Origin of the sequence: Streptomyces sp. NPDC001787 (assembly GCF_040297465.1) — a bacterium.
Lineage (GTDB): Bacteria > Actinomycetota > Actinomycetes > Streptomycetales > Streptomycetaceae > Streptomyces.
Map to the genome: position 1 here is coordinate 57,921 of NZ_JBEOZE010000001.1, position 25,003 is coordinate 82,923.

General features: G+C 71.7%; 21 protein-coding genes. 8 read left to right on the forward strand and 13 right to left on the reverse strand.

The genetic code is table 11. The features are described from left to right. Positions 1-136: 136 nt before the first annotated feature. Together ABT170_RS00245 and ABT170_RS00250 are read right to left on the reverse strand one after the other, a co-directional pair. Positions 137-1,465 (reverse strand): carboxyl transferase domain-containing protein, encoded by a 1,329-nt coding sequence (locus ABT170_RS00245; RefSeq protein ID WP_351863159.1) that lies wholly within the window; start codon positions 1,463-1,465, stop codon positions 137-139. A 37-nt stretch (positions 1,466-1,502) separates the two neighbouring features. After that, positions 1,503-2,996 (reverse strand): acyl-CoA synthetase, encoded by a 1,494-nt coding sequence (locus tag ABT170_RS00250; RefSeq protein ID WP_351863161.1) that lies wholly within the window; start codon positions 2,994-2,996, stop codon positions 1,503-1,505. Positions 2,997-3,335: 339 nt separating this feature from the next. On the opposite strand from ABT170_RS00250, the gene ABT170_RS00255 reads away from it, so the two are divergent. Together ABT170_RS00255 and ABT170_RS00260 are read left to right on the forward strand one after the other, a co-directional pair. Then, a complete protein-coding gene (locus ABT170_RS00255; RefSeq protein ID WP_351863163.1) occupies positions 3,336-5,810 on the forward strand; it encodes a carbohydrate-binding protein in 2,475 nt (824 codons plus the stop codon). Positions 5,811-5,817: 7 nt separating this feature from the next. Further along, a complete protein-coding gene (locus ABT170_RS00260; protein WP_351863165.1) occupies positions 5,818-7,638 on the forward strand; it encodes a ThuA domain-containing protein in 1,821 nt (606 codons plus the stop codon). Positions 7,639-7,728: 90 nt separating this feature from the next. Here ABT170_RS00260 and ABT170_RS00265 read toward each other — a convergent pair whose 3' ends face one another. Next, positions 7,729-8,940 carry a nitrate/nitrite transporter gene (locus tag ABT170_RS00265; RefSeq protein WP_329943421.1) on the reverse strand — a complete coding sequence of 404 codons (1,212 nt, stop codon included), beginning with the start codon at positions 8,938-8,940 and terminating at the stop codon, positions 7,729-7,731. 198 nt (positions 8,941-9,138) lie between these two features. Between ABT170_RS00265 and ABT170_RS00270 the strand changes: the two genes are divergently transcribed. After that, entirely contained in the window at positions 9,139-9,570 is a 432-nt protein-coding gene (locus tag ABT170_RS00270) for an Lrp/AsnC family transcriptional regulator (RefSeq protein ID WP_329943420.1), read from the forward strand. Positions 9,571-9,604: 34 nt separating this feature from the next. Here the strand turns inward: ABT170_RS00270 and ABT170_RS00275 are convergent, their stop codons facing one another. The 3 genes from ABT170_RS00275 to ABT170_RS00285 form a co-directional block, all read right to left on the reverse strand. Then, positions 9,605-11,257 (reverse strand): GAF domain-containing sensor histidine kinase, encoded by a 1,653-nt coding sequence (locus tag ABT170_RS00275; protein ID WP_502970447.1) that lies wholly within the window; start codon positions 11,255-11,257, stop codon positions 9,605-9,607. Between the two features lie 22 nt (positions 11,258-11,279). Beyond that, complete coding sequence (locus ABT170_RS00280; RefSeq protein ID WP_329943419.1) at positions 11,280-12,317, reverse strand: rod shape-determining protein; 1,038 nt, start codon at positions 12,315-12,317, stop codon at positions 11,280-11,282. 214 nt (positions 12,318-12,531) lie between these two features. Beyond that, a complete protein-coding gene (locus ABT170_RS00285; RefSeq protein ID WP_329943418.1) occupies positions 12,532-12,969 on the reverse strand; it encodes a MarR family winged helix-turn-helix transcriptional regulator in 438 nt (145 codons plus the stop codon). Positions 12,970-13,106: 137 nt separating this feature from the next. On the opposite strand from ABT170_RS00285, the gene ABT170_RS00290 reads away from it, so the two are divergent. The 4 genes from ABT170_RS00290 (at position 13,107) to ABT170_RS00305 (ending at position 16,227) form a co-directional block, all read left to right on the forward strand. Further along, positions 13,107-14,126, forward strand: a complete 1,020-nt coding sequence (locus ABT170_RS00290) for an NADP-dependent oxidoreductase (protein WP_329943417.1) — start codon at positions 13,107-13,109, stop codon at positions 14,124-14,126. Positions 14,127-14,256: 130 nt separating this feature from the next. Next, complete coding sequence (locus ABT170_RS00295) at positions 14,257-14,685, forward strand: organic hydroperoxide resistance protein (protein ID WP_329943416.1); 429 nt, start codon at positions 14,257-14,259, stop codon at positions 14,683-14,685. An 81-nt stretch (positions 14,686-14,766) separates the two neighbouring features. Beyond that, a complete protein-coding gene (locus ABT170_RS00300) occupies positions 14,767-15,603 on the forward strand; it encodes an EI24 domain-containing protein (RefSeq protein WP_351863169.1) in 837 nt (278 codons plus the stop codon). A 15-nt stretch (positions 15,604-15,618) separates the two neighbouring features. Next, positions 15,619-16,227: a LysE family translocator gene (locus ABT170_RS00305; protein WP_329943414.1), complete on the forward strand. Its 609-nt coding sequence runs from the start codon at positions 15,619-15,621 to the stop codon at positions 16,225-16,227. A 31-nt stretch (positions 16,228-16,258) separates the two neighbouring features. Here ABT170_RS00305 and lgoX read toward each other — a convergent pair whose 3' ends face one another. The 3 genes from lgoX to ABT170_RS00320 form a co-directional block, all read right to left on the reverse strand. Then, positions 16,259-18,241 (reverse strand): L-glutamate oxidase LgoX, encoded by a 1,983-nt coding sequence (gene lgoX / locus ABT170_RS00310; RefSeq protein ID WP_329943413.1) that lies wholly within the window; start codon positions 18,239-18,241, stop codon positions 16,259-16,261. 241 nt (positions 18,242-18,482) lie between these two features. Then, positions 18,483-19,514, reverse strand: a complete 1,032-nt coding sequence (locus ABT170_RS00315) for an aldose epimerase family protein (protein WP_329943412.1) — start codon at positions 19,512-19,514, stop codon at positions 18,483-18,485. 11 nt (positions 19,515-19,525) lie between these two features. Further along, the gene (locus ABT170_RS00320; RefSeq protein ID WP_351863172.1) at positions 19,526-20,449 is read right to left on the reverse strand and encodes an SGNH/GDSL hydrolase family protein; all 924 of its coding nucleotides are present in this window, start codon (positions 20,447-20,449) and stop codon (positions 19,526-19,528) included. Positions 20,450-20,821: 372 nt separating this feature from the next. Here ABT170_RS00320 and ABT170_RS00325 point away from each other — a divergent pair, with 372 nt between their 5' ends. Next, positions 20,822-21,316, forward strand: a complete 495-nt coding sequence (locus ABT170_RS00325) for a DUF3145 domain-containing protein (protein WP_329943410.1) — start codon at positions 20,822-20,824, stop codon at positions 21,314-21,316. A 72-nt stretch (positions 21,317-21,388) separates the two neighbouring features. Here the strand turns inward: ABT170_RS00325 and fabF are convergent, their stop codons facing one another. The 4 genes from fabF to ABT170_RS00345 all read right to left on the reverse strand — a co-directional run bounded on the left by fabF (position 21,389) and on the right by ABT170_RS00345 (position 24,972). Beyond that, positions 21,389-22,651, reverse strand: coding sequence for a beta-ketoacyl-ACP synthase II (gene fabF / locus ABT170_RS00330; protein ID WP_329943409.1), 1,263 nt, complete (start codon positions 22,649-22,651; stop codon positions 21,389-21,391). Between the two features lie 79 nt (positions 22,652-22,730). Next, entirely contained in the window at positions 22,731-22,979 is a 249-nt protein-coding gene (locus tag ABT170_RS00335; RefSeq protein WP_032761948.1) for an acyl carrier protein, read from the reverse strand. A gap of 63 nt (positions 22,980-23,042) precedes the next feature. Then, positions 23,043-24,044, reverse strand: a complete 1,002-nt coding sequence (locus ABT170_RS00340; RefSeq protein ID WP_329943408.1) for a ketoacyl-ACP synthase III — start codon at positions 24,042-24,044, stop codon at positions 23,043-23,045. A 13-nt stretch (positions 24,045-24,057) separates the two neighbouring features. After that, positions 24,058-24,972 carry an ACP S-malonyltransferase gene (locus ABT170_RS00345; protein WP_329943407.1) on the reverse strand — a complete coding sequence of 305 codons (915 nt, stop codon included), beginning with the start codon at positions 24,970-24,972 and terminating at the stop codon, positions 24,058-24,060. Positions 24,973-25,003 lie beyond the last annotated feature (31 nt).

The following is a 25,003-nucleotide window of genomic DNA, read 5'->3' on the forward strand; positions in this document are numbered from 1 at the left end:
GAGCGGAGGGAGCGGGGGAAGTGGGGAGGAGTGGGGAAGTGGGGGAGCGGAGGGAGCTTAGGGAGAAGAAGTGGGTTCCCCCGTCGTCGCCCCCGATCCACCCACCCCGTCGCCCCCCGGTCCCCCTACTCCGTCTTCACGTCCGCCCCACCCCCACGATCGAGCGGGCAATACCCAGTTCCACCAGGTCCTGGGGGCGCAGCCTCAGCTGGTCCGCCGTGGCGCCGGTCTCGGTCGTCGGGCGTTTCAGGATCGCCGCCGCCGACTCCGGGGCGATGACGGAGAAGTAACTGTCCGCGGTGACATGGGTGTTGTCCGGCGCCGCGAGGGCCAGTGCGCCGCCCGAGCCGCCCTCGCCGATGACCAGGGTGGTCACCGGTACCCGGGCCGCCGCGATCGCCGCGAAGGTGTCGGCGATGGCCGCGCCCGCGCCCGCCCGTTCCGCCTCCGCGTCGTTCGCGGCTCCAGGGGTGTCGATCAGGGTGAGTACGGGTACGCCGAGCCGGTCCGCGAGCCGGATCACCCGGGCCGCCGTGCGGTACCCGGCCGGACGGGTCGCGGTGCCGCACTGGGCGACGTACGCCACCGGCCCGTCCTCGCGCAGGCCGAATCCGCACAGCAGCCCCGCGTCCGTGCCGCCGCACCGGTCACCGCTCAGCGGCAGCAACTGGTCGAAGTAGTCGTCCAGATACGCCTGGGCGTGCGGCCGGTCCGGTGCGCGGGCCTGTTCCACCGCGGCCCGTCCGGTCTCCGGGAGGCCGGTTGCCGAGAGGGCGCGCGGCACCGGAGCGGCCGGCGGGTCCTCCTGGCGGCCGAGTGCGAGCAGCCAGCGCCCCACGGTCCCGGCCAGTTCGCCCGGCGCGACGACCGCGTCGATCTGACCCGCCGCCAGCTGGCCCTCGGCGCTGTACGCGTACGGGTCCGCGTCGGCGGGCCGCACCCGGGACCCGGCGAACCCGACCTGCGCGCCCGGCAGGGCCAGCACCACATCGGCGCCCGCCCCCACCGTGGCCCAGCCGCCGCCGGTCGTCGGATCGCGCAGCACCGCGATCTGCGCCAGTCCGGCGGCACGCAGCCGGGCCGAGGCGCGGGCCACCCGCTGGAGCTGGGTCAGCGCGATCATGCCCTCCTGCATCCGGCTGCCGCCCGTGGCGACGAGCGAGACGAGCGGAACGCGCCGCTCCAGCGCCAGCGCGTACGCGGCCTCCAGCCGGTCGCCGGTGGACTGCCCCAGCGAACCTCCCAGGAAGCCGAACTCGAAGGAGATCAACACACAGGGCGTCGCGCCGACCGACCCGGTGCCGTACACGACGGACTCCGCCTCGCCGGTCCGTGCGGCGGCGCGGGCCCGTGCCTGCCCGTACCCGGACCAGCCGATCGGGCCGTCGGCCGGGGCGGGGCGTCCGGCGGGCCGGTGCTCGTCGAAGTCGGCGGTGAGGGCGGCGATCGCCCCGCGGGCGGTCATGCGGCCGGGGTCATTCGCCCGGTCCGAACGGGAGTCCCTAGGCATGGAGGGACCTCTTCATGATCTTTCCCAGGTCGTTGCGGGGCAGGGCGTCCAGGTAGCGCACGGTGCGCGGGCGCTTGTGCGGGGCCAGCTGGGCGGCCACATGGTCCGCCAGCTCCCGTTCCGCCGGGGGCGATCCGGGGTCGGACGGCACCACCCAGGCGACGATCCGCTCACCGAGGTCCGGGTCGGGTTCGCCGGTGACGGCTGCCTCGCGGACACCCGGGTGCTCCAGCAGGGCGTTCTCGATCTCGCCCGCGCCGATCTTGTAGCCGCCGCTCTTGATCAGGTCGGTGCCCATGCGGCCGACGATCCGGACATAGCCGTCCGCGTCCCGGGTGGCCACGTCGCCCGTACGGAACCAGCCGTCCGGGGTGTGCGCGGCGGCCGTGGCGTCGGGGCGGTTGAGGTAGCCGCTGAAGAGGTTCGGGCCGCGGACCTGGATCTCGCCGATGGCCGCGGGGTCCTCCAGCACGCTGCCGTCCTCCTCGACCAGGCGGAGTTCCACGCCGGACAGGGGCGGGCCGACCGTGCCGGGGCGCGGTTCACCGTCCGCCCGGACGCCCGTGTTCATCAGGGTCTCCGTCATGCCGTACCGCTCGATCACCCGGCGGCCGGTCGCGGCCGCGATCCGCTCGTGGTCGTGGACCGGCAGCGCTGCCGAGCCGGAGACCAGCAGCCGGGCGCCGGCGAGTGCCGCGGCGAGGCCGTCGGACGAGGGCCGGTCGTCGAGGGCTTCCGCCAGCCGGTGGTACATCGTCGGCACGCCGAACAGCATCGTGCCCCCGTCGGACAGTTCCCGGGCCACACCCTCGGTGGAGAACCGGCCCAGGTGGCGCACCGAACCGCCCCGGCGCAGCGGGCCGAGGACGCCCAGGATCAGGCCGTGCACATGGAACAGCGGCAGGGCGTGTACGAGGATGTCGTCGCCGGTCCATCGCCAGGCGTCCTCCAGCGCGTCCAGCGAGGCGGCGATCGCCCGCCGGGGCAGGATCGCGCCCTTGGGCGGGCCGGTGGTGCCGGAGGTGTAGACGATGAGCGCCGGGGACTCGGGATCGGGCTCGGGGAGCGCGGGTCCGGGCCCGGGGGTCCCGGGCCCGGGGAGCGCGGGACCGGCCGCTTCCCTGTCCGTGACCACGTCCAGCCGCTCTTGATCCGCCAGTGCGGGCGGCAGTTCCTCCGCGGGACCGGCCAGCACCGCCGAGGGCGCGCTGTCGGCGACGATGTGCGCCAGTTCCCGTTCGCCCGTCTTCGGGTTGAGCGGTACGGCCGGTACCCCGGCCAGGAGCGCGGCCACCACCGCGACCACCGTCTCCGGCGTCGGTGTGGCCCAGACGGCGACCCGTCCCGCGCCCGCGAGCCGGGTGGCCAGGGAGCGGGAGGTGGCGGCCAACTGTGCGTAGGTCAGGGAGCGTTCGCCGAACCGGACCGCTTCCCGGGAGGCCGCGGGGCCGGTGGGGTCCTGAAGCGCTGGCAGAAGTGGGATCACCCTGCGAAGCCTAAGCCGGTGAAGGGCCTCCGGCCCTCGGTCCGTCCCCGAAAGACTCGCGAACCGCCGGGGGACTCCGGGCGCCCCCGGGCGGCCCCCACCGGGCGGACCGCCGGGCAGATGGCTGCACGGGGCATCCGGCGGAGATTTGGATACAGCATTGACATATTAATTACGCGTTGCCAGCATGCAAAAAGTTCACTCCGGTCGAGCGTCTTGTTGCGGCCAGGACGAAAAATCCTGGCCGTCGCCCCCGGTCGCCCGGTCGCACCCGCACGTCGCAAAGCGCGACAGCGCCTTGCCTGACAACCCCACGTACCGTCAGGAAGGAAAGCGATCATGTCCTTGTCCCCCTGGCCCTGGGTGAGAGCGGTCACCGCCCTCACCCTCGTGGCCACCGCCGGCCTCGCCGCCGGCACCGCGGCTGCCGTACCCGCCGCCCCCACTGCCGCCCCCACCGCCGTCCATGCCCCGGCGGACATTCCCGCCGCCGACTACCAGCAGGTCCAACTGGCCCTGGGGCCCGCCGAACTGGGCGAGGCCATGTCCCTGGCCGTACTCCCGGACAGGTCCGTCGTGCACACCGCCCGGGACGGCACGGTCCGGCTGACGGACGCGGCCGGGGCCACCAGGACCGCGGGCCGGCTCGATGTCTACACGCACGACGAGGAGGGGCTGCAAGGAGTCGCGGCCGACCCGGACTTCGCGGCCAACCGCTATCTCTACCTCTACTACTCGCCCAAGCTCAGCACACCGGCCGGCGACGCCCCCGTCACCGGGACCGCCGCCGACTTCGCACCGTGGAAGGGCCATCTCAACCTCTCCCGGTTCGTGCTGAAGACCGACGGCACGCTGGACACCGCGAGCGAGAAGGTCCTCCTCGAAGTCCCCAACGACCGCGGCCAGTGCTGCCACGTCGGCGGTGACATCGACTTCGACGCGGCCGGGAACCTCTATCTGACCACCGGCGACGACACCAACCCGTTCGAGTCCGCCGGCTACGCCCCGATCGACGAACGCGCCGACCGGAACCCGCAGTTCGACGCCCAGCGCTCCTCCGGGAACACCAACGACCTGCGGGGGAAGCTCCTGCGGATCAAACCCACCGCCGACGGCGGCTACACCGTGCCGGCCGGCAACCTCTTCGCCCCCGGCACCGGGCGGACCCGGCCGGAGATCTACGCCATGGGATTCCGCAACCCGTTCCGGATGTCCGTCGACAGGCCGACGGGCACCGTGTACATCGGGGACTACGGACCCGACGCCGGCACCACCGACGCCGCCCGGGGCCCCAGCGGCCAGGTGGAGTTCGACCGCGTCACCGGCCCCGGCAACTTCGGCTGGCCCTACTGCACGGGGACCAACACCGCCTCGGAGACGTACGCCGAGTACACCTTCCCCGCCGGCCCCTCCGGCGCCAGGTACGACTGCGCGGCCGGCCCGGCCAACAACTCCTTCCGCAACACCGGCCTGCCGAGGCTTCCCGCCGCGCAGCCCGCCTGGATCAGGTACGGGGGTGACGCGGGCTCCCCGCCGGAGTTCGGCGGAGGCTCCGAATCGCCGATGGCGGGTCCCGTCTACCGCTATGACGCGGACCTCGGCTCGTCCGTGAAATTCCCCCGGTCGCTCGACGGCCGCTTCTTCGCCGCCGAGTACGGCCGTAAGTGGATCAAGCCGATCGAGGTCGGGCCCGACGGTTCACCCGGAGTGATCGAGACCTTCCCCTGGACCGGGACCCAGGTCATCGACTCCGTCTTCGGCCCGGACGGTGCGCTGTACGTCCTGGACTACGGCACCGGATCCGGCAACCAGGCGCTGTACCGCGTCGAGTACCTGGCCGGCAGCAACCGCTCACCGATCGCCAGGGCAGCCGCGGACCGCACCTCCGGACCCACCCCGCTCGCCGTCGCCTTCTCGTCGGCCGGGAGCGAGGATCCCGAGGGCGGAGCACTGCGCTACGCCTGGGACTTCGGCGACGGGGCCACCTCGGCCGAGGCCGGCCCGCGCCACACGTACACCACCGCCGGAACGTACCGCCCGACCCTGACCGTCACCGATCCGGAAGGGCTCACCGCGACGGCCAGTCTCGTCGTGACGGCGGGCAACACCGCCCCCACCGTCACCCTGAAGACCCCCGCGGACGGCGCCCTCTTCTCCTTCGGCGACTCCGTGCCCTTCACCGTCACCGTCACCGATCCGGAGGACGGCACCGTCGACTGTACGAAGGTCGAGGTCACCTATCTGCTCGGCCACGACAGCCACCGCCACCAGATCACCTCGAAGAACGGCTGCTCCGGCACCATCGATGTGCCCGTCGACGGTGAGCACGACAGCGCCGCCAACATCTACGGGGTCTTCGACGCCGAGTACACCGACGCGGGCGGACTGACCACCCACAGCGACAGCGTCCTCCAGCCCCGCCACCGGCAGGCCGAGCACTTCGCGGCCCGGTCCGGCATCGAGGTCGCCCGTCACGGACCCGCCGAGGGCGGCGCCACCGTCGGCTTCACCGACAACGGCGACTGGGTCTCCTTCGAGCCGTACGCCCTGGGCAACGCGGGCCGCGTCTCGGCCAGGGTCGCCTCGGCGGGACCCGGCGGCACGCTCGAACTGCGCGCGGGCTCGGCCACCGGCACCCTGCTGGCCACCCTCGACGTCGCACCCACCGGCAGCTGGGAGACGTACACGGACGTCACGGCGGACGTGCACGACGCGCCCGCCGGACCGACGGAACTCTTTCTCGTGTTCAAGGGCGTCACCGGCCGGGGAAACCTGTTCGACGTCGACGCCTTCACCTTCGGGACGAAAGGGTGACCGGCCGATGAGAAGCCGACCGACCCGGCACACCCGCCACATCGCGCGTGCCGCCGCACTGCTCCTGGGTGCCGCCCTTCTGGCCCCCGCCCCGGCGGGTGCCGTCACCTCGTCCGCCGACCCCTACGACGTACTGGTCTTCTCCAGGACCGCCGGATTCCGGCACGACTCGATTCCGGCCGGTATCACCGCGATCCAGGAACTCGGGGCCGGAAACGGCTTCACCGTCACGGCCACCGAGGACGCGGGAGCCTTCACCCCGCAGAACCTCGCCGGGTACGAGGCGGTGGTCTTCCTCAACACCACCGGTGACGTCCTGGACACCGCACAGCAGGACGCGCTGTCGGCCTACGTCGGCAATGGCGGCGGCTTCGCCGGCGTCCACGCCGCCGCCGACACGGAGTACGACTGGCCGGAGTACGAGGGCCTCGTGGGCGCCCGCTTCAAGAGCCACCCGGCGATCCAGCGGGCGAAGGTCGTCACGGAGGACCACACCCACCCGGCGACCTCGCACCTCGACGACAACTGGACCCGGACCGACGAGTGGTACGACTACCGCACCAATCCGCGCCGGAACGTCCGGGTGCTGCAGAGCCTCGACGAAAGCAGTTACACCGGGGGCGAGATGGGCGGCGACCACCCCATCACCTGGTGCCACCCGCAGCAGCGGGGCAGGTCCTTCTACACCGGCCTCGGCCACACCGCCGAGTCGTACGGCGACCCCTCCTTCCGCCGGCTCCTGCTCGGCGGGATCCAGTACGCGGCCGGGGCGGTGGCGGCCGACTGCGGTCCCGGCACCCCGCCGAAGGCGGCGAGCTCCTCCGACGTGCACCTCTTCTACTACCCCTGGTACGGCAACCCCGGCACGTCCGGCGGCTGGCGCCACTGGCAGCAGGGCGGGAACACCCCGCCGGACGCCATCGGCGCCGATCTCTACCCGAAGCTCGGTCCGTACGACTCCGGTGACATCTCCGGAGCCGTCGAACAGCACATGCGGTGGATCGAGCGGTCCGGCGCCGGCGTCATCGTCTACAGCTGGTGGGGACAGGGGAGTTACGAGGACTCGCTCGCCGGCCGGGTCATGGACGCCGCCGCCCGGCACGGGATCGAGGTCGCCTGGCACATCGAGCCGTACAGCGGCAGGACGGCGGCCTCCGTCGTCGACGACATCGCCCATCTGAACGGGAAGTACGGGAACCATCCCGCCCACTACCGGGACGCCGCTCATGGGAACCGCCCGGCGTTCTACGTCTTCGAGAGTCTGAGGATCCAGGACTGGTCGGCCCTGGACACCGTCCGCGACAGCGCCATCGTCCTCGCCCAGACCACCGACACCACCAAGGTCGCCCACTTCGGCGGGCTCTACACCTACGACGGCATCGCGGGGGCCACCGCCCCCGGCTGGAAGCAGGCGGGGGACTACGCCAGGGCCAACGGGCTGGTCTGGTCGCCCTCGGTGGCCCCCGGCTACATCGACGACCGGGCCGTCCCCGGCAACACCACGCCCACCCTGGGCCGGGAGAACGGCGCCTCCTACGACCTGGAGTGGAGCAACGCGCTCGACCCGGCCATCGGCGGATCACCCGACTGGGTCTCCGTCACCTCCTTCAACGAGTGGCACGAGGGAAGCCCGATCGAACCGGCATCGGGAACTCCGCCCGCCGGACACGGCTATCAGACCTACGACGGCGCGTACGGGAGGACCGGAGCCGCCGCCGAGACGGCCTACCTCGACCGGACGGCCCACTGGGTGGAGCAGTTCACCCAGCGGCGGGCGCCGGCTCCCGCCACCCCGCCGACGTCCGCCCCGCCGTCCGCCGGTCGCTGACCCCGGTCGCCGTCCGCCGGCCGTCCGGTGGGGGAGCGGCGGCGTCCCGGTGGGGGGACGCCGCCGCTCGACGCCCCGCGGAGCGCGGTCTCAGCCCTCGCGCTGGATGTTCCGCATCCGGCCGTACGCGTACACACAGCCCGCCAGCGCCAGATCCGACAGCAGCATGAACCCGATCGAGTACGAATTCTTGGCGGTGTAGATCGCCCCCATCACCAGCGGGGGAACGAAGCCGCCGAGGCCGCCCATCGCGCCGACGATGCCGGTGACGCTGCCCACCTTCGGCTGCGGTGTCACCTGCGAGACCAGGGCGAAGATACTGCCGCTCGCGGTGCCGAGCCCGGCCGCCATGACGAGCAGCGCGATCGTGCCGACCGGGTTCAGCTCCGGGTCGAAGGCCTGGACGATCGCCATCAGGGCGGCGACCAGCAATGCCACCGAGGTGACCAGCGCCGGGTGGATCCGGTCCGAGAGCCAGCCGCCGATCGGCCGGAAGATGACCGTGACGAGGGCGAACCCGGCCGCCTTGGTGCCCGCCTCGGTCGGCGACATGTCGTACCAGGTCTTCAGATACGTCGGCAGGTACACCCCGAAGGCCACGATTCCGCCGAAGCCGATCGCGTACAGCGCGGACAGCTCCCAGGTGACCCGCAGCCGGCCGGCCTGACCGAGGCGGTGGACCAGCGAGTCGCCGGGGATCTGCCGGTCGGGCCGGTCGCTGACGAGGACCGCGGCGAGAATCGCGTACACGACCAGCGCCCCCGCGACCACGAGGAACGGCAGGTTGTCGCCGTGCTTGGCGATGCGCGGGGTGAAGTAGCCCGACAGTGCCACCCCGCCCATGCCCATGCCGAAGATGCCCAGCGCGAGGCCCCGTTCGGCCGGCGGGAACCACGAGTTGACCAGTGGAATGCCGATCGCGAACGTGGTGCCGCCCAGTCCCAGCAGGAAGCCGACCGCGAGCATCGCGCCGTAGGAGTCCTTCGCCGGGATCAGCAGCACGACGGGCACGATCGTGAGCGCCGAGACGACGGGGAACATCAGTTTGGCGCCGTACTTGTCGGTGAGCGCGCCCACCGGGATACGGCCGAGCGAACCGACGATCACCGGCACGGCGACCAGGAACGACTGCTGGAACGAGCTGAGCCCGAGCCGTTCCTTGTAGTCGCCGGACATGGGCGCGATCAGGTTCCACGCCCAGAAGGTCAGCGCGAACCCGATCGTGGCCATGACGAGGTTGCGGTACGCGGCAGCGGACTGCCGGGCGGCCGGTTCGGGGGACTGCTTGACGGCGGTATCCACAGGTCAAGTCAAGGGCGGGACGGCGCCCCGGGCCCGCTGGGGTGCTCCATGCGGGGCACGCGCCCCACCGGGCACCCCAATGGCCCCATGGCCGCGGGGGCTCCTGATCCGTGCCCCCCAACGCCCCCACCGGCATCGACAGCCCCGTACGCCCCGCGGGCCCCGCCGCGATCCGGTGCCGACTGCGACAATCGCGCTATGGACCGGCTGGACAGGGAAATCCTCGGCATCCTCCAGGAGGACGCGCGGATCTCGTACCGCGATCTGGGCGTACGCGTCGGGCTCAGCGCCAACGCCGCGGGCGACCGGGTGCGGCGCATGCGCCGTGACGGGGTCATCCGCGGCTTCACCGTCATCGTCGACCCCGCCGCCGACACGCGTTCGGGCCTGGTCGTCTTCATCGACGTGAGCCTGCGCCTCGACACGACGAACGAGGAGTTCGAACGCGCCGTACTGATGCTGCCCGGCATCACCGAGGTGGTGCATGTGACGGGCGGGCACGACTACCTGGTACGGGCGACCGCCGCCGATCCCGGGGCCCTGGACACACTGCTGCGGCGGCTCAAGAAGGACGCCGGCGTCGCCCACTCCAACACCAGGATCGCGCTCAGGTCGGCGCCCTCCGGGTGAGCGGACCCGGACGGCGCACGCCGGGCGACCGCACTCAGAGCGGCGCCTGCCAGGTGACCGTCGTCGACCGGCCGCCGTCCTCGCCGCGCCCGTCGTCGGCGACCACCAGCCGCACCGCGCCGCGCCCGTCGGGCAGCCTGGCCGTCGCGTCCACCTCCACCTCGATGGCCGACACCCCGCTCCGGCGGTGCGCGGAGGCCAGCGCACCCCGCAGGGCGGCCAGCAGCTCCCGGTCGGCGGGCTCGCCGACCAGCGCGTCCACCGGGCCGGTGAAGTGCACCGAGGGCTGGAAGCCGAGCACCGCCGCCGCGCCGCCGGTCTCCCGCAGCACCCGCCCCCGGAAGGTCGCCGGGGCCTCGGCGGGCGGCTGCTGAAGGGCGAAGATGGCCGTCCGGACCTCCTGGATGGTGGAGTCCAGCTCGTCGACGGCCTGGCCCAGCAACTCGCCGGTCTCCTCCGAAGCGGCCCGGCGGCGGGTCGACTCCAGCATCATCTCGGTCGCGAAGAGCCGCTGGACGACCAGATCGTGCAGGTCCCGGGCGATCCGGTCGCGGTCCTCGTACACCGCGAGCTGCTCCCGGTCGTGCTGGGCGTCCGCCATGACCAGGGCCAGCGCCGCCTGTGAGGCGAACTGCGAGGCCAGCAGCCGGTCCACGGCCGTGTACGGGCTCTCGCCGCGCCGCCGGGGCAGCGCCAGCGTGCCGATCAGCCGGCCACCGCTCTGCAGCGGCAGCATCATGCTGGGCCCGAACCGGGACCGTACGTCGGTGGTCATCCGGGGGTCCGTCGCCGAGTCGCTGATGAAGACCGGTTCGCCGCCCAGCAGCTGCACCAGGACGGGGGAGCCGGGGGCGATGGTCGTGCCGATGATGCCCGCCGGGTCGTCCAGCGTGGAGGCGGTCACGATCTCCATCCCGCCCTCGTCGGTCGGCTGGAGGATCACTCCGGCGGACGCTCCGGCGAGCACCCGGGCCCGTTCGGCGACGATCATCAGGGAGTCGGCCGCGTTCGTTCCGGTCAGCAACGCCGTGGTGACGGCCGCGGCCCCCTCGATCCAGCGCTCCCGCTGCCGCGCCGTCTCGTAGAGCCGGGCGTTGCCGATCGCGATCCCGGCCTGGGAGGCGAGGACCCGCAGCAGCGCCGTGTCCGTGTCGGTGAAGTGCCCGGAGCGCTTCTCGGCGAGATAGAGGTTGCCGAAGACCTCCGCGTGCACCCGGATCGGAGCACCGAGGAAGGAGCGCATCGGGGGGTGTCCCGGCGGCATGCCCACCGCCCGCGGGTCGGTGGTCAGGTCGTCGGAGCGCAGCGGCTGCGGATCCTCGATGAGCACGCCGAGGATGCCCGTGCGGCCGTCGGGGAACCGGCCGATGTGCCCCCGCTCCTCGTCGGTCATCCCGGAGGTGAACAGCTCGGTGATCGTGCCCTCTTCGGGGTCCAGGACGCCGAGTGCGCCGTAGCGCGCCTCGGTCAGCACGGTGGCGGTGTCCACGATCTGCTGGAGCGTGGCCCGCAGTTCGAGATCGCTGCCGACGCTGAGGACCGCCTCCAGCAGCATCGGCAGCCGGGGCTTCGCGGAGCGCCGCGTCGCCGTTCCCCCGGCGCCCGGTCCGGCCGGCCCGCCAGGTCCGGCGGCCCCGGAAGGCTCGGCCGCTCCAGCCGCTCGGGTCCTTCCGTGTTCTTCGCTCATGCGCCTCGCCCCCGCAGTGTTCTCAGCCCGCCAGCGGGTTGAGGACCATCGGACGGATCTTGCCGTCCAGCATGGCGCCCAGGCCGAGCACGGAGCAGACGTCCGGCCGTTCGGCGATGTGCACCGGCATGCCGGTCGCGTCGCGCAGCATCTGGTCCAGTCCGGGCAGCAGCGCGCTGCCGCCCACCATCATGATCCCCCGGTCCGCGAGGTCGGCCACCAGGTCCGGCGGGCAGTCCCGGAGCACCTTGCCGAGGCCGTCGAGCACCGCGGTGAGCGGGGTGTGGATGGCCTGCCGGACGGCCGCGGTGTCGACCTGCACGGAGCGGGCCAGACCGGTGGCCACGTCACGGCCGTGGATCTCGGTCACGGCGGGCCCGTGGGGGGTGAGGCCGTTGCCGCTGAGGGCCAGTTGCAGCGGGCGCACGGACTGGCTGGGCAGCATCAGCTCATGGTGCTGGCGCAGATGCTGGATCACCGCGTGATCGATGGCGTCGCCGCCGATCGGGATGCGGACGGCGGTCACGATCGAGCCGAGCGAGAGGACCGCGATCTGGGTGGTCGCGGCCCCGCACACCATGATCATGGTGGCGGTCGGCTGCTCGACCGGCAGTCCGCAGCCGACGGCCGCCGCGATCAGGGTGTCGACCAGCTCCACCCGCCGGGCGCCGAGCCCGACCAGGGTCTCCACCGCGGCGCGCTGGGCGAGCGGATCGCTGTCGTGCGGGGTGCAGGCGGCGGCGCGCAGCCGGGGCTTGCGGCGCAGCTGGCGGCGGAGCTTCTCGCCGAGCAGATGGCGCAGCATGCGCTGGGCCATCTCGATGTCGACGACGGTGCCGCCGGAGACGGGGCGGGCCACCCGGATGTACCCGGGGGTGCGGCCGGTCATCTGCTCGGCGAGCGCGCCGACGGCGATGAGCGATCCGGTACGGGTGTTCACGGCGGCGACACTGGGCTCGTCGACGACGAGCCCGAGCCCTTTGACGTACACACGGGTCCTGGCGGCCCCGAGATCGACGGCGACATGGCAACGGCGCAACTGGTCAAGACTGACGGTCACGGCAGGTTCTCCCGGGAGCGCTGATGTGGGGCACCGGCGGCAGCCGGTTCTCTTCGCATCGTGGTGCCCCCAGGGGTCAGACGCGCGCTGGGATGGGCCGTAAGAGGGAACGTGACTGACGGGGCGACAGATGGGCGCCGGGCCGGCCGGACGGCCCTACAGGTCCCCGTCCACGCTCATCCCGTTCCCGTTCCCGCTCCCGCCCCGGCCACGCTCATGCCCCGCTCACGTCCTCGCCCAGCATCCGGCGCAGGAGATCCCGCAGCACCCTGCGCTCCGCGTCCGAGAGCCCGGCCAGCGGCTCCCGGGCGAAGTGCAGCCCGTCGCGCAGCTCGCGGGCCGTGCGGGCCCCCTTCTCCGTGGGGGCGGCCAGCTTCACGCGCCGGTCGGCGGGGTCCGGCCGGCGCTCCACCAGCTCCCGGGCCTCCAGCCGGTCCACGATGCCCGTCACGTTCGACGGCTCGCACTTCAGCTTCTGGGCGATCTTCCGCATGGGCATCGGCTCCAGGGAGAGCAGCCCGAGCACCCGCGCCTGCGCTCCGGTGAGCGAGTGCGTGGCCGCGGCCCGGTCGTACTCCTCGTAGTAGCGCGCCACGACGGTGCCGATGAGCTCGACGACCTCAAGGGTCAGGGGGTCTGTACGGGTGGCCATGGCACCCAGGGTACCCATTTACTTGACAACATGAAATATCCAGGAGCATGGTTGTTTCATGTCCTGAAGCTTTTTTCCGGGCGGGGGCTTCCCGCCGGTGAGGCATTTCCGTACGACATCGAGGAGACCCCGAGCCCATGTCTGCAGCTCTTCCCACGTCCAGCCGTGAATGGCACCTTGTCGCCCGCCCGCACGGCTGGCCCGCGGCCGAGGACTTCGCGCTGCGTGAGGCCCCGGTCACCGCTCCGGCCGAGGGCCGCGTCCTCGTCCGCAACAAGCACTTCTCGGTCGACCCGTACATGCGGGGCCGGATGAACGACGTGAAGTCGTACACCCCGCCCTTCAAGCTCGACCACCCCATGGACGGCGGCGCGGTCGGCGAGGTCATCGCCTCGAACGCCGAGGGCTTCGCCGTCGGCGATCACGTCCTGCACGGTCTCGGCTGGCGCGAGTACGCCGAGGTGCCCGCCAAGCACGCCGTGAAGGTCGACCCCGAGCTGGCCCCGCTCTCCGCCTACCTCGGTGTGCTCGGCATGACCGGCCTCACCGCGTACGCGGGTCTCCTCGACGTCGCCTCCTTCAAGGAGGGCGACGCGGTCTTCGTCTCCGGCGCCGCGGGCGCGGTGGGCAGCCAGGTCGGCCAGATGGCCAGGCTCAAGGGTGCCTCGCGCGTCATCGGTTCGGCGGGCTCCGACGAGAAGGTCCGGGTCCTCGTCGAGGAGTACGGCTTCGACGCCGCGTTCAACTACAAGAACGGCCCGGTCCTCGACCAGCTCAGGGCCGCCGCCCCCGACGGGATCGACGTCTACTTCGACAACGTCGGCGGCGAGCACCTGGAGGCCGCGATCACCACGCTCAACGTGCACGGCCGCGCCACCATCTGCGGAATGATCGCCCAGTACAACGAGACCGAGCCGGTCCCCGGCCCGCGCAACATGGCGCTGATCATCGGCAAGCGGCTGCGGCTCCAGGGCATGCTCGTCAGCGATCACGCCGAGCTCCAGCCCCGGTTCGTCGAGGAGGTCGCCGGCTGGCTGGCCTCGGGCGAGCTCAAGTACGACGAGACCGCCGTCGAGGGCATCGAGAAGGGCTTCGACGCCTTCCTCGGCCTGCTGCGCGGCGAGAACACCGGCAAGATGATCGTTTCCCTCGTCTGACCGGCTCCCGGCTCGCCGACCGGTTCCCGGCCCGTTCGGCGACCCCTTTTGAGCACACCCGTTAGTCTCACCCCAGGCCGTCGCGATCGTGGGCGCGAGTCGCGGCGCATCAGCAGGAGGAATCCTCAGCATGACCATTCAGCACATAGCCGTTGCCTACACCGCCGTCGCCACCGCGGAGAACGGCCGTGACGGCCGCGTCTTCTCCGACGACGGTAACCTCGATGTCGTCGTCAACCCGCCGAAGGCCATGGGCGGCAGCGGCGCCGGCACCAACCCGGAGCAGCTCTTCGCCGCCGGATACAGCGCCTGCTTCCAGGGCGCCCTCGGCGTCGTCGCCCGCCAGGAGAAGGCCGACATCTCCGGCTCGACCGTGACCGCCTCGGTCGGCATCGGCAAGAACGAGGACGGCGGCTTCGGCCTGGAGGTCGCGATCACCGCCTCCATCCCGAACGTCGACACGGCCACAGCCCGGTCGCTCGTCGAGAAGGCCCACCAGGTCTGCCCGTACTCGAACGCGACCCGCGGCAACATCAAGGTCGAACTGTCGGTCGCCTGACCGGCACGCCCGGCCGAGGGCCGCACTCCCGCGACGGGGGTGCGGCCCTCGTTCTTGCCGTGCGCAAGTAACCTGACGCCCATGAGTGATCTCGGGGCGGGTTTCGGCTACTTGATGAAGGGGCAGCGCTGGGCTGTCCGGCACGGACGATGGTTCGGATTCGGGCTGCTGCCCGGACTGGTCACCCTCGTCATCTACGCGGGCGCGCTGGTCGGACTCGGCTACGGCGCCGACGACTTCGTCGCCTGGGCCACCCCGTTCGCCGACGACTGGTCCTCGCCCTGGCTGGGCCTGCTGCGCAACACCCTGGTGGTGCTGGTCTTCGTCTTCGGCCTGTTCCTCGCGGTCATCACGTTCACCGCCGTGACACTGCTGGTGGGCCAGCCCTTCTACGAGTCGCTCTCCGAGGAGGTCGACCGCAGCGAGGGCGGCGAGGTCCCCGAGTCCGGTCTGCCGCTCTGGCGCGAACTCTGGATCTCCGCCCGCGACTCCCTCCGCATCCTGCTGCGCGTCGCCCTGTACGGAATCATCCTCTTCGCCCTCGGCTTCATCCCGGTCCTCGGACAGACCGTCGTCCCCGCCCTCGGCTTCTGTGTCTCCGGATACTTCCTCTCCGAGGAACTCACCGCCGTGGCCCTCCAGCGCCGCGGCATGGTCCTCAAGGACCGGCTCGTCCTGCTGCGCGGACGCCGGATGATGGCGCTCGGCTTCGGCGTCCCGCTCACGCTCGCGTTCCTGGTCCCGTTCGTCGCCGTGTTCCTGATGCCGGGCGCCGTCGCCGGAGCCACCCTGATGGCCCGCGACCTCGTCGCGCCCGGGGGAACGGACGGGGACGACACCGCCCGCACGAACGCCGCCCCGGCGACGGTGACGCCTCCGGCGCCCCACCCCCACCCCCGCACCGCCCACGGCAGCTGAGCGGGGGCCGCGGCCATGACCGAACTGCTCGCCGTCGCCGTCATCACCGTTCTCGCCGTCATCAGTCCGGGTGCGGATTTCGCGATGGTGGTCCGCAACAGCTATCTGTACGGCCGCACCACCGGACTGTTCGCGGCGGCCGGTGTCGCCGCGGGCGTCCTGGTCCACGTCACGTACACGATGCTCGGCGTCGGGCTGCTGATCGCCTCGTCGACGGCCCTGTTCACCGCGATCAAGCTGGCCGGTGCGGCGTATCTCGTCTACATCGGGGTCCGCACGTTCCTCGCCCGGGGCGATCTGGAGGTCGACCTGGAGTCGAAGCCGGAGCTGTCCCGCTCCGGGGCGCTGCGCACCGGCTTCCTCACCAACGCCCTGAACCCCAAGACGACGCTGTTCGTCGTGTCGACCTTCACCCAGGTGGTCGGCCCCGGCACGGCGTACTGGCAGCAGGCGGGCTACGGGCTGTTCATGTCGCTCGCGCACTTCGGCTGGTTCGGCCTGGTGGCGGTGTTCTTCTCCCACTCGCAGCTGCGTACGGCGATGCTCCGCCGCCAGAAGGCGCTCAACCGGGGCATCGGCACGGTGCTCGTGGGGCTCGGTGTGACCCTGGGTCTCGCCCGCTGACGGCGGTCTCCTCCCAGGGTCGGGGCACCGGTCAGGCGCTGTTGACCTCCAGCGCGGCGCGCACGGCCGACTCCAGCGCCCCCTCGATCCAGGCGGGCTTGACCGAGGTGTGGCAGCCCGCGAAGTGCAACGGCCCCTCGGCCGTGCGGACATCGGGGAACAGCTCGGTGTGCTGGCCGGGCAGGAGTACGGACGCCTCGCCGTACGCGTACGGGTCACGCATCCACGACTGGGTGCGGCCGACGCCCGTGTAGAAGACCTCGATGCGCTGCCCGTACACCTCCTGCATCCCGGCCAGGGCGCGCGGGTAGCGCTCGTCGTCATTCAGCGAGTCCCACTTCAGGGCGTCGTCGGCCCAGCTGTAGGAGGCGAGGACGACGCCGCCGGGGCTGCGGTCGACGGGGTAGGAGGGCTGGAACATGAAGCGGTTGGGGTTGTCGGTCACCGAGCCGCCGCCGATGACATGGGCCGCCTCGGGCTGGTTGCGGGCGGTGGCCCGGCATGCGGCGTAGTGCACGCGCTGGCCGTCCGGGACATGGCCGGGCGGTACGACGGGGTGGGCGCCGAGCAGCGAGCCGTCGGCGGGCGCGCGGCCGAGCCGGTAGGCGTCGTACAGTCCCGGGCGGACCCGCTCCAGCTGCTTCTTCCAGTCCTTCTCCTCGAACTCCCACCAGCGCATGCTGAATTCGAGCAGCACCTTGGTCGCCGCGTCGTAGTGGATCTCGGTGACGGCCCGCCGCTTGCCGTACGACATGAGCGGCCGCACCGGGATGTGGCGCAGGCCGGAGAACGGCACGGTGATGATCGCCCGGTCGCCGGTGAACGTCTCCCGCACCACCGGCCCGTCGCGCCCCTCGGAGACCGTCTCGACGCTGACCCCGTCCGGTCCGTGGCTGATCCGGGTGGCCCGGCGGTCCAGCCGCACCAGGTCCTTCACCCGCCCGTACATCGCGTCGACCAGCTTGGACGTGCCGTCGGGCAGTTCGAAGAACGCCGTGTCCGGGCTGATCAGCGAGGCCCCGATGAAGCTGTGCACAAAGGCGAGATGGAGCCGCGAGGTCATGTTCTCGACGGTGCCGATGAGGTCGATGGTGCGCTCGTCGAGCTTGGCCGCCTCGGTCAGGAAGCGGAACATCGACCAGTGCCCGTACTCGTGGATCACCTCCGCCCAGGCCTTGACCAGGTTCGCGCCCTCCTTGCCGTCGATCTTCTCGCGGACGGGCGCGAAGGCCTCCCGCACGATCCGGGAGGCGGTCCTGTCCTCGAATTTCGCGGGGACCCCGAAGGAGCGGTTGACCGCCTGCGGCTTCTTCGCGTAGTCGGCGCGGCGGACCCGGAGGCCGTTGACGTGGATCCAGGTGCGGTTGGCGGCCCGGCCGTCGCCGTCCACGTCGACCAGGTGGAAGCGGCGGCGCTTCAGGTCGAAGCTGTCGATCAGACCGGTGACCAGCGGGTGGCTGTCCGGGATGCGCATCGCCCCGGCCTCGGCGTACTGCTTCGGGTCGGCGAAGGGCGCCTTCGCGTTCTCGTGCCCGCCCGCGCGGAAGGTCTTGATCCGGCCGCCGACCCGGTTGCCGTTCGCCTCGATGACGGTGACCGTGTGCCCGGCCTCGCGCAGCAGATGGGCCGCGGTCAGCCCGGCCGGTCCGGCGCCGATGATCAGCACCTTCTTGGCGCCGTTGCGGGACCGGGGCAGGCCCTTGCCCAACAGGACGTCGCGGTAGCGGGGGACCAGCGGCTTGTCGTTCTCGTCCCGCACCAGGATCGCGCGGGCCACGGTGAGACAGTCGGCCCAGTCGGCGCGGGGCGCCGCCGGCGCGGCCGGGGTCCCGGGGGCCGACCCGGTGGCCCCGGCCGGGGCCGCGGCGGCGGGTACGGCGCTCGTGGCGGTCGCGGCGAGGGCCGCGGCCCCGGCGGCGGCTCCGGCGACCACCCGGCGCCGAGAGGGCTTCTCCGGGGAGGAGTTGGGGGAGGAGGAGCCGGAAGTGGGGGAATCGGCAAAGGAGTTACGCATACGGATCACCCTGGCGTCCCCGCACTGCGCCCGCGCACGAAAACGCGCCCTACCCGCGGTAAATCACCCGCAGGGGATCCTTGTCGATCTTTCTTGCTATGGCATGAGCCCTGGTCAACCCATGTGCCGAGGCGCATGCCGGGGGCGTCTCACCAGGACCCCGTGGACGCGTGCCGCGCGCACGACGCCGCGCACCGGTGCCCGTACGCCCCCGCGCACGGTCCGGCGCCCCGCGCACGGGTCAGCGCACCGAGAACCCGTAGACGGTGCTCGACACGAACTCCTCGCCCGGCCGGAGCACCGTGCTCGGGAACTCCGGACGGTTCGGGGAGTCCGGGAAGTGCTGGGTCTCCAGCGCGATCCCGGCGCACGGCCCGAAGGGCTGACCGTCGAAGTGGTCGGCGGTGTACAGCTGGAGCCCCGGCTCCGTCGTGCGGACGGTCAGCACCCGACCCGACCACGCGTCGTACAGCTCCGCCGCGAAGGCCTCCCCCGTGGGGGCATCCCCGGCGAGGGTCTCCGCCGCGGCCCGGTCCAGGACGAAGTTGTGGTCGTACCCCGCGCCCACCACCCGCGTCCGGCGGAAGTCGAACCGGGTCCCCGCCACCGGCGCGAGCTCGCCCGTCGGGACCGCCTCGCCGTCCACCGGGGTGATGCGCCCGGCCGCGATCCGCAGCTGCTGTCCGAGCGCGCTGCCGCTGTCGGCGCCCGCCAGATTCCAGTAGGTGTGGTTCGTGAGGTTCAGCACCGTCGGGGCGTCTGTGCTCGCCCGGTACCCGATCCGCAGTGCCCCGCCCTCGTCGAGGCCGTACGTCACCGAGAGCGCGAGCCGCCCGGGAAAGCCCTCCTCGCCGTCCTCGGCGACCAAGGAGAGCTCCACCCCGTCCGGGACCTCCCGGGCCCGCCACACGCGCTTGTCGAAGCCGCGCGTGCCGCCGTGCACATGATTGCGGCCCTCGTTGCGCGTCACCCGGTGCGCCGTGCCGTCCAGGACGAACCCGGCGCCCGCGATCCGGTTCGCGTACCGCCCGACGAGCGCCCCGAGATACGGCCCCGGGAACTTCTCGTACGAGGCGACGTCCGGCAGCCCGAGCGCCACCCCGGTCCGGGTGCCGTCCCGGCCCGGCACCTCGACCGACTGCACGATCGCGCCGTAGGTCAGCACGCGCACCCGCGTCCCGTCCCGCTCCAGGGTCCAGCGCCGGACATCGGTGCCGTCCGCGAGCGCGCCGAAGTCTTCCGTCCGTATGGCCGTGGGCCTGCCCGTCGTCATGATCCCGGACCCTACGCCGGAGGCTCGCCGGCCGTAACGTTGCGGTAGGCGATTTCTGCCAGCCTGGCCTGTCCGTCCCGTCCCGGGTGGAACCAGTCCCACTGGCTGAGCTGCTCACCGGTGAACCGGTAGTCGAAGACCGCCCCGCCGTCGTACCGGCAGCGCCGGTCCTTCGCGCAGACGTCGCGCAGCACGTCGTTGTACGCGACCACCCGGTCCTGCACCGCGTCCCGCCGGGCCACCGCCGCCGCGTCCATGCTGTCCGCGTCGCCCAGCATCGACTTGCAGATCCCGAGCTTCCAGATCTGTTTGCCCAGCTCGTTGGTCCGCCCGGTGGACCACAGCCGCTTGAGATCCGGCACGCTCGACACATACACCTGTGCCTTCGGCGCCGTGGCGCGCAGTTGACGCATCGACGCCTCGAACGACGCCCGGAAGTCCGCCACCGGGGTCATGACCGCGACCGAGTCCCGGCAGGCGTCGTTGGCGCCGATCATCACGGTCACCAGCTCGGGCTTCTCCTTCGCAGCCAGGGCCATCTGCTCGGGCAACTGGGCGATCCGGGCCCCCGACACCGCGTGGTTCCAGCTGCTCGCGGCGGCCTTCGACGCGCCGAGCAGCCGCACCGCGAGACTGCGCACCCCGTCGTCCGTGCCCGTCGCCCAGGACACCTCGGGGCAGTCCGCCAGCACCGAACAGGCGTCGAAACCCCGTGTGATGGAGTCGCCCACGGCCGCGACGGACGCCGGACGGCGATTCCAGTCAGGGGTGGGGGAGGGGGACGGTGCGCCCGCGCGTGACGCGGCCGGTGTGTTTTTCGCGGTCTGATCCGGGCCACTGGTGCAGCCGGCCAGTGCGACGGCGCCGAGCAACGACACGGCCGTCAACATGGCGGCCGAGGTACGCGAACGAGGGCGTATCGCACGCTCCGGCATCCCTGGTCCTCTCCGGTCATCCATTGGTTTATGCCTCTGGTCAAGCCCCCCGGCAAAGCCCGCAGCCCCAGGTCACGGGCGTGCGCGCCCTGCCGGGTGAAAGCTTGGTGATTCATGGGCCCCGGACCGACGGTACGTCACACGTCCGGCCCCGGCGCACGGTAGCTTTTCCCCGTCGAACCAGTGACGCCCAGTCCACCCGCGTACGCGTGGGGGGCTCCGGCAATTACCTCACGTCACATACTGTCCCTTTTCAGGAGATTAACTCCCGATGCTGTTTACTGATGACAACCTCGGTAACTGGCCGAAAAGAGACGGTACGGGCATGAGGCCGCTGGGGAAGGCGTACCTCGTCCCACACTGGAGGTCCCGGTGACGACACGTGGAGTCCTGTACGTTCACTCCGCACCGCGCGCGCTGTGCCCACATGTCGAATGGGCGGTAGCGGGTGTCCTCGGTGTGCGGGTCCAGCTCGACTGGATCAGACAGCCGGCCGCCCCCGGCACCTGGCGGTCCGAATTCTCCTGGAAGGGCCGGCCCGGCACCGCCTCCCAGCTCGCCTCGGCGCTCCGGGGCTGGGATCTGCTGCGCTTCGAGGTGACCGCCGAGCCGTGTCCCACCGCCGAGGGCGAGCGCTACAGCTCCACCCCCGAGCTGGGCATCTTCCACGCCGTCACCGGCATGCACGGGGACATCCTGGTGCCGGAGGACCGGCTGCGGGCCGCACTGGCCCGCTCCGTGCGCGGCGAGAGCGATCTGGAGGCGGAGATCGCCAAGCTCCTCGGCAAGCCCTGGGACGACGAGCTGGAGTCCTTCCGGCACGCCGGGGAGGGCGCGCCCGTCCGCTGGCTGCACCAGGTGGTGTGAGAGCCGTACACACACGGCTGTGGCCCGCCTCCCCGGACCGGGGAGGCGGGCCACAGCCGTTACGCGGGTGCGTCAGACCGAACGGAACGCCAGGACCACGTTGTGGCCGCCGAATCCGAACGAGTTGTTGATCGCGGCGATCGGCCCCTCGGGCAGCGGGCGCGGCTTGTCACGGACGACGTCCGCCTCCACCGCGTCGTCGAGGTGCTCGACGTTGATGGTCGGCGGGGCCATCCGGTTGTACAGCGCCAGGACCGTCGCGACGGTCTCGATGCCGCCCGCGCCGCCGAGCAGGTGACCGGTCATCGACTTGGTCGCGGAGATCGCGACATGGTCGAGATCGTCGCCCAGGACCTTGCGCAGGGCCTTGATCTCGGCGATGTCACCCTGCGGGGTCGACGTGGCGTGTGCGTTGAGGTGAACGACCTCGGACGGCTTGAGGTCCGTCGAGTCGAGCAGGTTCTGCATCGCGGCGGCGATGCCGCGCCCGGTGGGCTCGGGCTGCGCGATGTGGTGGGCGTCCGCGGACAGCCCCTGGCCCAGCACCTCGCAGTAGACCCTGGCGCCTCGTGCGGCGGCGTGCTCCGCGGACTCCAGGACGACGACACCGGCGCCCTCGCCGAGGACGAAGCCGTCGCGGGCCGTGTCGTACGGGCGCGAGGCCTTCTCGGGCTCGTCGTTGCTCTTGGACATCGCCATCATGTTGGCGAACGCGGCGATCGGCAGCGGGTGGATCGCCGCCTCCGTGCCACCGGCGACGACCACGTCGGCGCGACCGGTGCGGATCATCTCCACGGCGTACCCGATGGCCTCGGCGCCCGAGGCACAGGCGGAGACCGGGGTGTGGACACCGGCCTGGGCGTTGACCTCCAGGCCGACGTTGGCGGCCGGGCCGTTGGGCATGAGCATCGGAACGGTGTGCGGGGAGACGCGGCGTACGCCCTTCTCCTTCAGCACGTCGTACTGGTCGAGCAGGGTGATCACGCCGCCGATGCCGGAGGCGATGACCGTGCCCAGACGCTCGGGGCTGACCTTCTCGTCCTCACCGGCCTTGCCGGTGAAGCCGGCGTCCGTCCACGCCTCGCGGGCCGCGATCAGCGCGAACTGCGCCGAGCGGTCCAGTTTGCGGGCGAGCGGACGGGGCAGAACATCGCCCGGGTCGACGGCCGCGAGGGCGGCGATCCGGACGGGCAGTTCGGCGAAACGCTCGCCTTCGAGGGGCTTGACGCCGGACCGGCCGGCCATCAGACCTTCCCAGGTCGATGCGGAGTCGCCACCCAGCGGAGTGGTTGCGCCGATACCGGTGACGACCACGGTGCGATTGGTCGGGATCACTGGAAAATCTTCTCCACGTGTAGAGGGTCGTGAATCAGCGGCGCCACCGCCGGGTGGCGACACACGAACCGGGGCTGGATCAGCCCTGGTGCTTCAGGATGTAGTCGGCAGCGTCGCCGACCGTCTTGAGGTTCTTGACGTCCTCGTCGGGGATCTTGACATCGAAGCGCTCTTCGGCGGCGACGACGACCTCGACCATGGACAGCGAGTCGACGTCCAGGTCGTCGGTGAAGGACTTGTCCAGCTGGACGTCCTCGACCGGGATACCGGCGATCTCGTTGACGATGTCGGCGAGACCGGTGACGATCTCTTCCTGGGTGGCGGCCATGTTGGCGCTCCTTCGATGGTTTTCTTCAGGGTTCGGGTGTCCGGACCAAAAGGTCCGGTGTGCCTAGGGGAGGGTAACGACCGTCGCGGCGTAGACGAGACCCGCCCCGAAGCCGATGACGAGCGCGGTGTCGCCGCTCTTCGCCTGACCGGTCGCCAGGAGCCGCTCCATTGCGAGCGGAATCGAGGCGGCGGACGTGTTGCCGGTGGTTTCCACGTCACGGGCGACCGTGACGTGCTCCGGCAGCTTCAAGGTCTTCACCATCGAGTCGATGATCCGCATGTTGGCCTGGTGCGGAATGAAGACGTCCAGGTCTTCCGGTGCGATCCCGGCCGCGTCCAGCGCCTGCTGGGCCACCTTCGCCATCTCGAAGACGGCCCAGCGGAAGACCGCCTGACCCTCCTGCGTGATGGCCGGGAACTTCTCCGGACGCGTCGCGTGGAACTCGTCCCAGGCCACGGTCTGCTTGATGGTCTCGGACTTGTCGCCCTCGGAACCCCAGACCGTGGGGCCGATGGCCGGCACCTTGGAGGGGCCGACGATCACGGCACCCGCGCCGTCGCCGAACAGGAAGGCCGTCGCGCGGTCCTCCAGGTCGGTGAGGTCGCTGAGCCGCTCCACGCCGATCACCAGGACGTACTCCGCCGAGCCTTCGACGATCATGCCCTTGGCGAGCGTCAGGCCGTAGCCGAAGCCCGCGCAGCCGGCCGAGATGTCGAAGGCGGCGGGCTTGCCCGCGCCGATCCTGTGGGCGATCTCGGTGGCGATGGCCGGCGTCTGCTTGAAGTGCGAGACGGTGGAGACGATGACCGCGCCGATCTGCTCGGGCGTGATCCCCGCGTCGGCGATCGCCTTGCCCGAGGCCTCGATGGACATCGCGGCCACGGTCTCCTCGTCGGAGGCCCAGTGACGGGTGGCGATGCCGGAGCGCGAGCGGATCCACTCGTCGGACGAGTCGATCGTTTCGAGGATCACCTCGTTCGGCACGACACGGGTGGGGCGGTAGCCGCCCACACCCATGACGCGTGCGTACGGGGCGCCCTGGCTGGGCTTGATCTTCGACATGCTCTCGGGCTCCTTAGGCGCCCGCGTGCTCGGAGATGAGCGCGCGTGCCGCGTCGAGGTCGTCGGGTGTCTTGAGCGCGAGGGTCTTCACGCCGGGCAGCGCCCGCTTGGCGAGCCCGGTGAGGGTGCCGCCGGGGCACACCTCGATGAGCGCGGTGACCCCGAGCGCCTGGAAGGTCTCCATGCACAGGTCCCAGCGGACCGGACTGGCGACCTGGCCGACGAGCCGGGAGATGATCTCGGTGCCGGTGGCGACCGTCCTGCCGTCCGCGTTGGAGACGTACGTCACGGTCGGGTCCGAGACCTTGAGGTCCTCGGCGGCCGTCCGCAGCTTCTCCACGGCCGGAGCCATGTGGTGCGTGTGGAACGCGCCGGCGACCTTGAGCGGCACCACGCGGCGCACGCCCTCGGGCATGTCCGCGACCAGCGCGGCGATCTGGGCGGCGGTGCCCGCGGCGACGATCTGGCCGCCACCGTTGACGTTGGCCGGGGTCAGCCCCAGCTTCTCCAGGTGGGCGACCGATACGTCGGGGTCGCCGCCGAGCAGCGCGGCCATGCCGGTCTCGGTGACCGCGGCGGCCTCGGCCATGCCGAGCCCCCGGGTGCGTACGAGACGGAGCGCGGCCTCGTCGTCGATGACACCGGCGAGGGCGGCGGCGGTGATCTCACCGACGCTGTGACCTGCGATGACACCGGGAGAGGCGTCCAGGGCGGCGGCCGAGAGAAGACCGGCCGCGACGAGCAGCGGCTGTGCCACGGCCGTGTCGCGGATCTCTTCGGCGTCGGCCTGTGTGCCGTAGTGGGCAAGGTCGAGCCCGATGGCGTCGGACCAGGCCGCGATGCGGTCGGTGGCACCGGGGAGGTCGAGCCAGGGAGTCAGGAAGCCGGGCGTCTGAGCGCCTTGGCCGGGAGCGACGAGTACGAGCACCCTCACACTCTCTCTTGCGGACGGCCCGGTA

Coding starts and splice junctions, on each gene's coding strand:
- ABT170_RS00245 (WP_351863159.1), bottom strand. CDS start 1,465: ATGACCGCCCGCGGGGCGATCGCCGCCCTCACCGCCGACTTCGACGAG.
- ABT170_RS00255 (WP_351863163.1), top strand. CDS start 3,336: ATGTCCTTGTCCCCCTGGCCCTGGGTGAGAGCGGTCACCGCCCTCACC.
- ABT170_RS00260 (WP_351863165.1), top strand. CDS start 5,818: ATGAGAAGCCGACCGACCCGGCACACCCGCCACATCGCGCGTGCCGCC.
- ABT170_RS00270 (WP_329943420.1), top strand. CDS start 9,139: ATGGACCGGCTGGACAGGGAAATCCTCGGCATCCTCCAGGAGGACGCG.
- ABT170_RS00275 (WP_502970447.1), bottom strand. CDS start 11,257: ATGAGCGAAGAACACGGAAGGACCCGAGCGGCTGGAGCGGCCGAGCCT.
- ABT170_RS00285 (WP_329943418.1), bottom strand. CDS start 12,969: ATGGCCACCCGTACAGACCCCCTGACCCTTGAGGTCGTCGAGCTCATC.
- ABT170_RS00290 (WP_329943417.1), top strand. CDS start 13,107: ATGTCTGCAGCTCTTCCCACGTCCAGCCGTGAATGGCACCTTGTCGCC.
- ABT170_RS00295 (WP_329943416.1), top strand. CDS start 14,257: ATGACCATTCAGCACATAGCCGTTGCCTACACCGCCGTCGCCACCGCG.
- ABT170_RS00300 (WP_351863169.1), top strand. CDS start 14,767: ATGAGTGATCTCGGGGCGGGTTTCGGCTACTTGATGAAGGGGCAGCGC.
- ABT170_RS00305 (WP_329943414.1), top strand. CDS start 15,619: ATGACCGAACTGCTCGCCGTCGCCGTCATCACCGTTCTCGCCGTCATC.
- lgoX (WP_329943413.1), bottom strand. CDS start 18,241: ATGCGTAACTCCTTTGCCGATTCCCCCACTTCCGGCTCCTCCTCCCCC.
- ABT170_RS00315 (WP_329943412.1), bottom strand. CDS start 19,514: ATGACGACGGGCAGGCCCACGGCCATACGGACGGAAGACTTCGGCGCG.
- ABT170_RS00320 (WP_351863172.1), bottom strand. CDS start 20,449: ATGCCGGAGCGTGCGATACGCCCTCGTTCGCGTACCTCGGCCGCCATG.
- ABT170_RS00335 (WP_032761948.1), bottom strand. CDS start 22,979: ATGGCCGCCACCCAGGAAGAGATCGTCACCGGTCTCGCCGACATCGTC.
- ABT170_RS00340 (WP_329943408.1), bottom strand. CDS start 24,044: ATGTCGAAGATCAAGCCCAGCCAGGGCGCCCCGTACGCACGCGTCATG.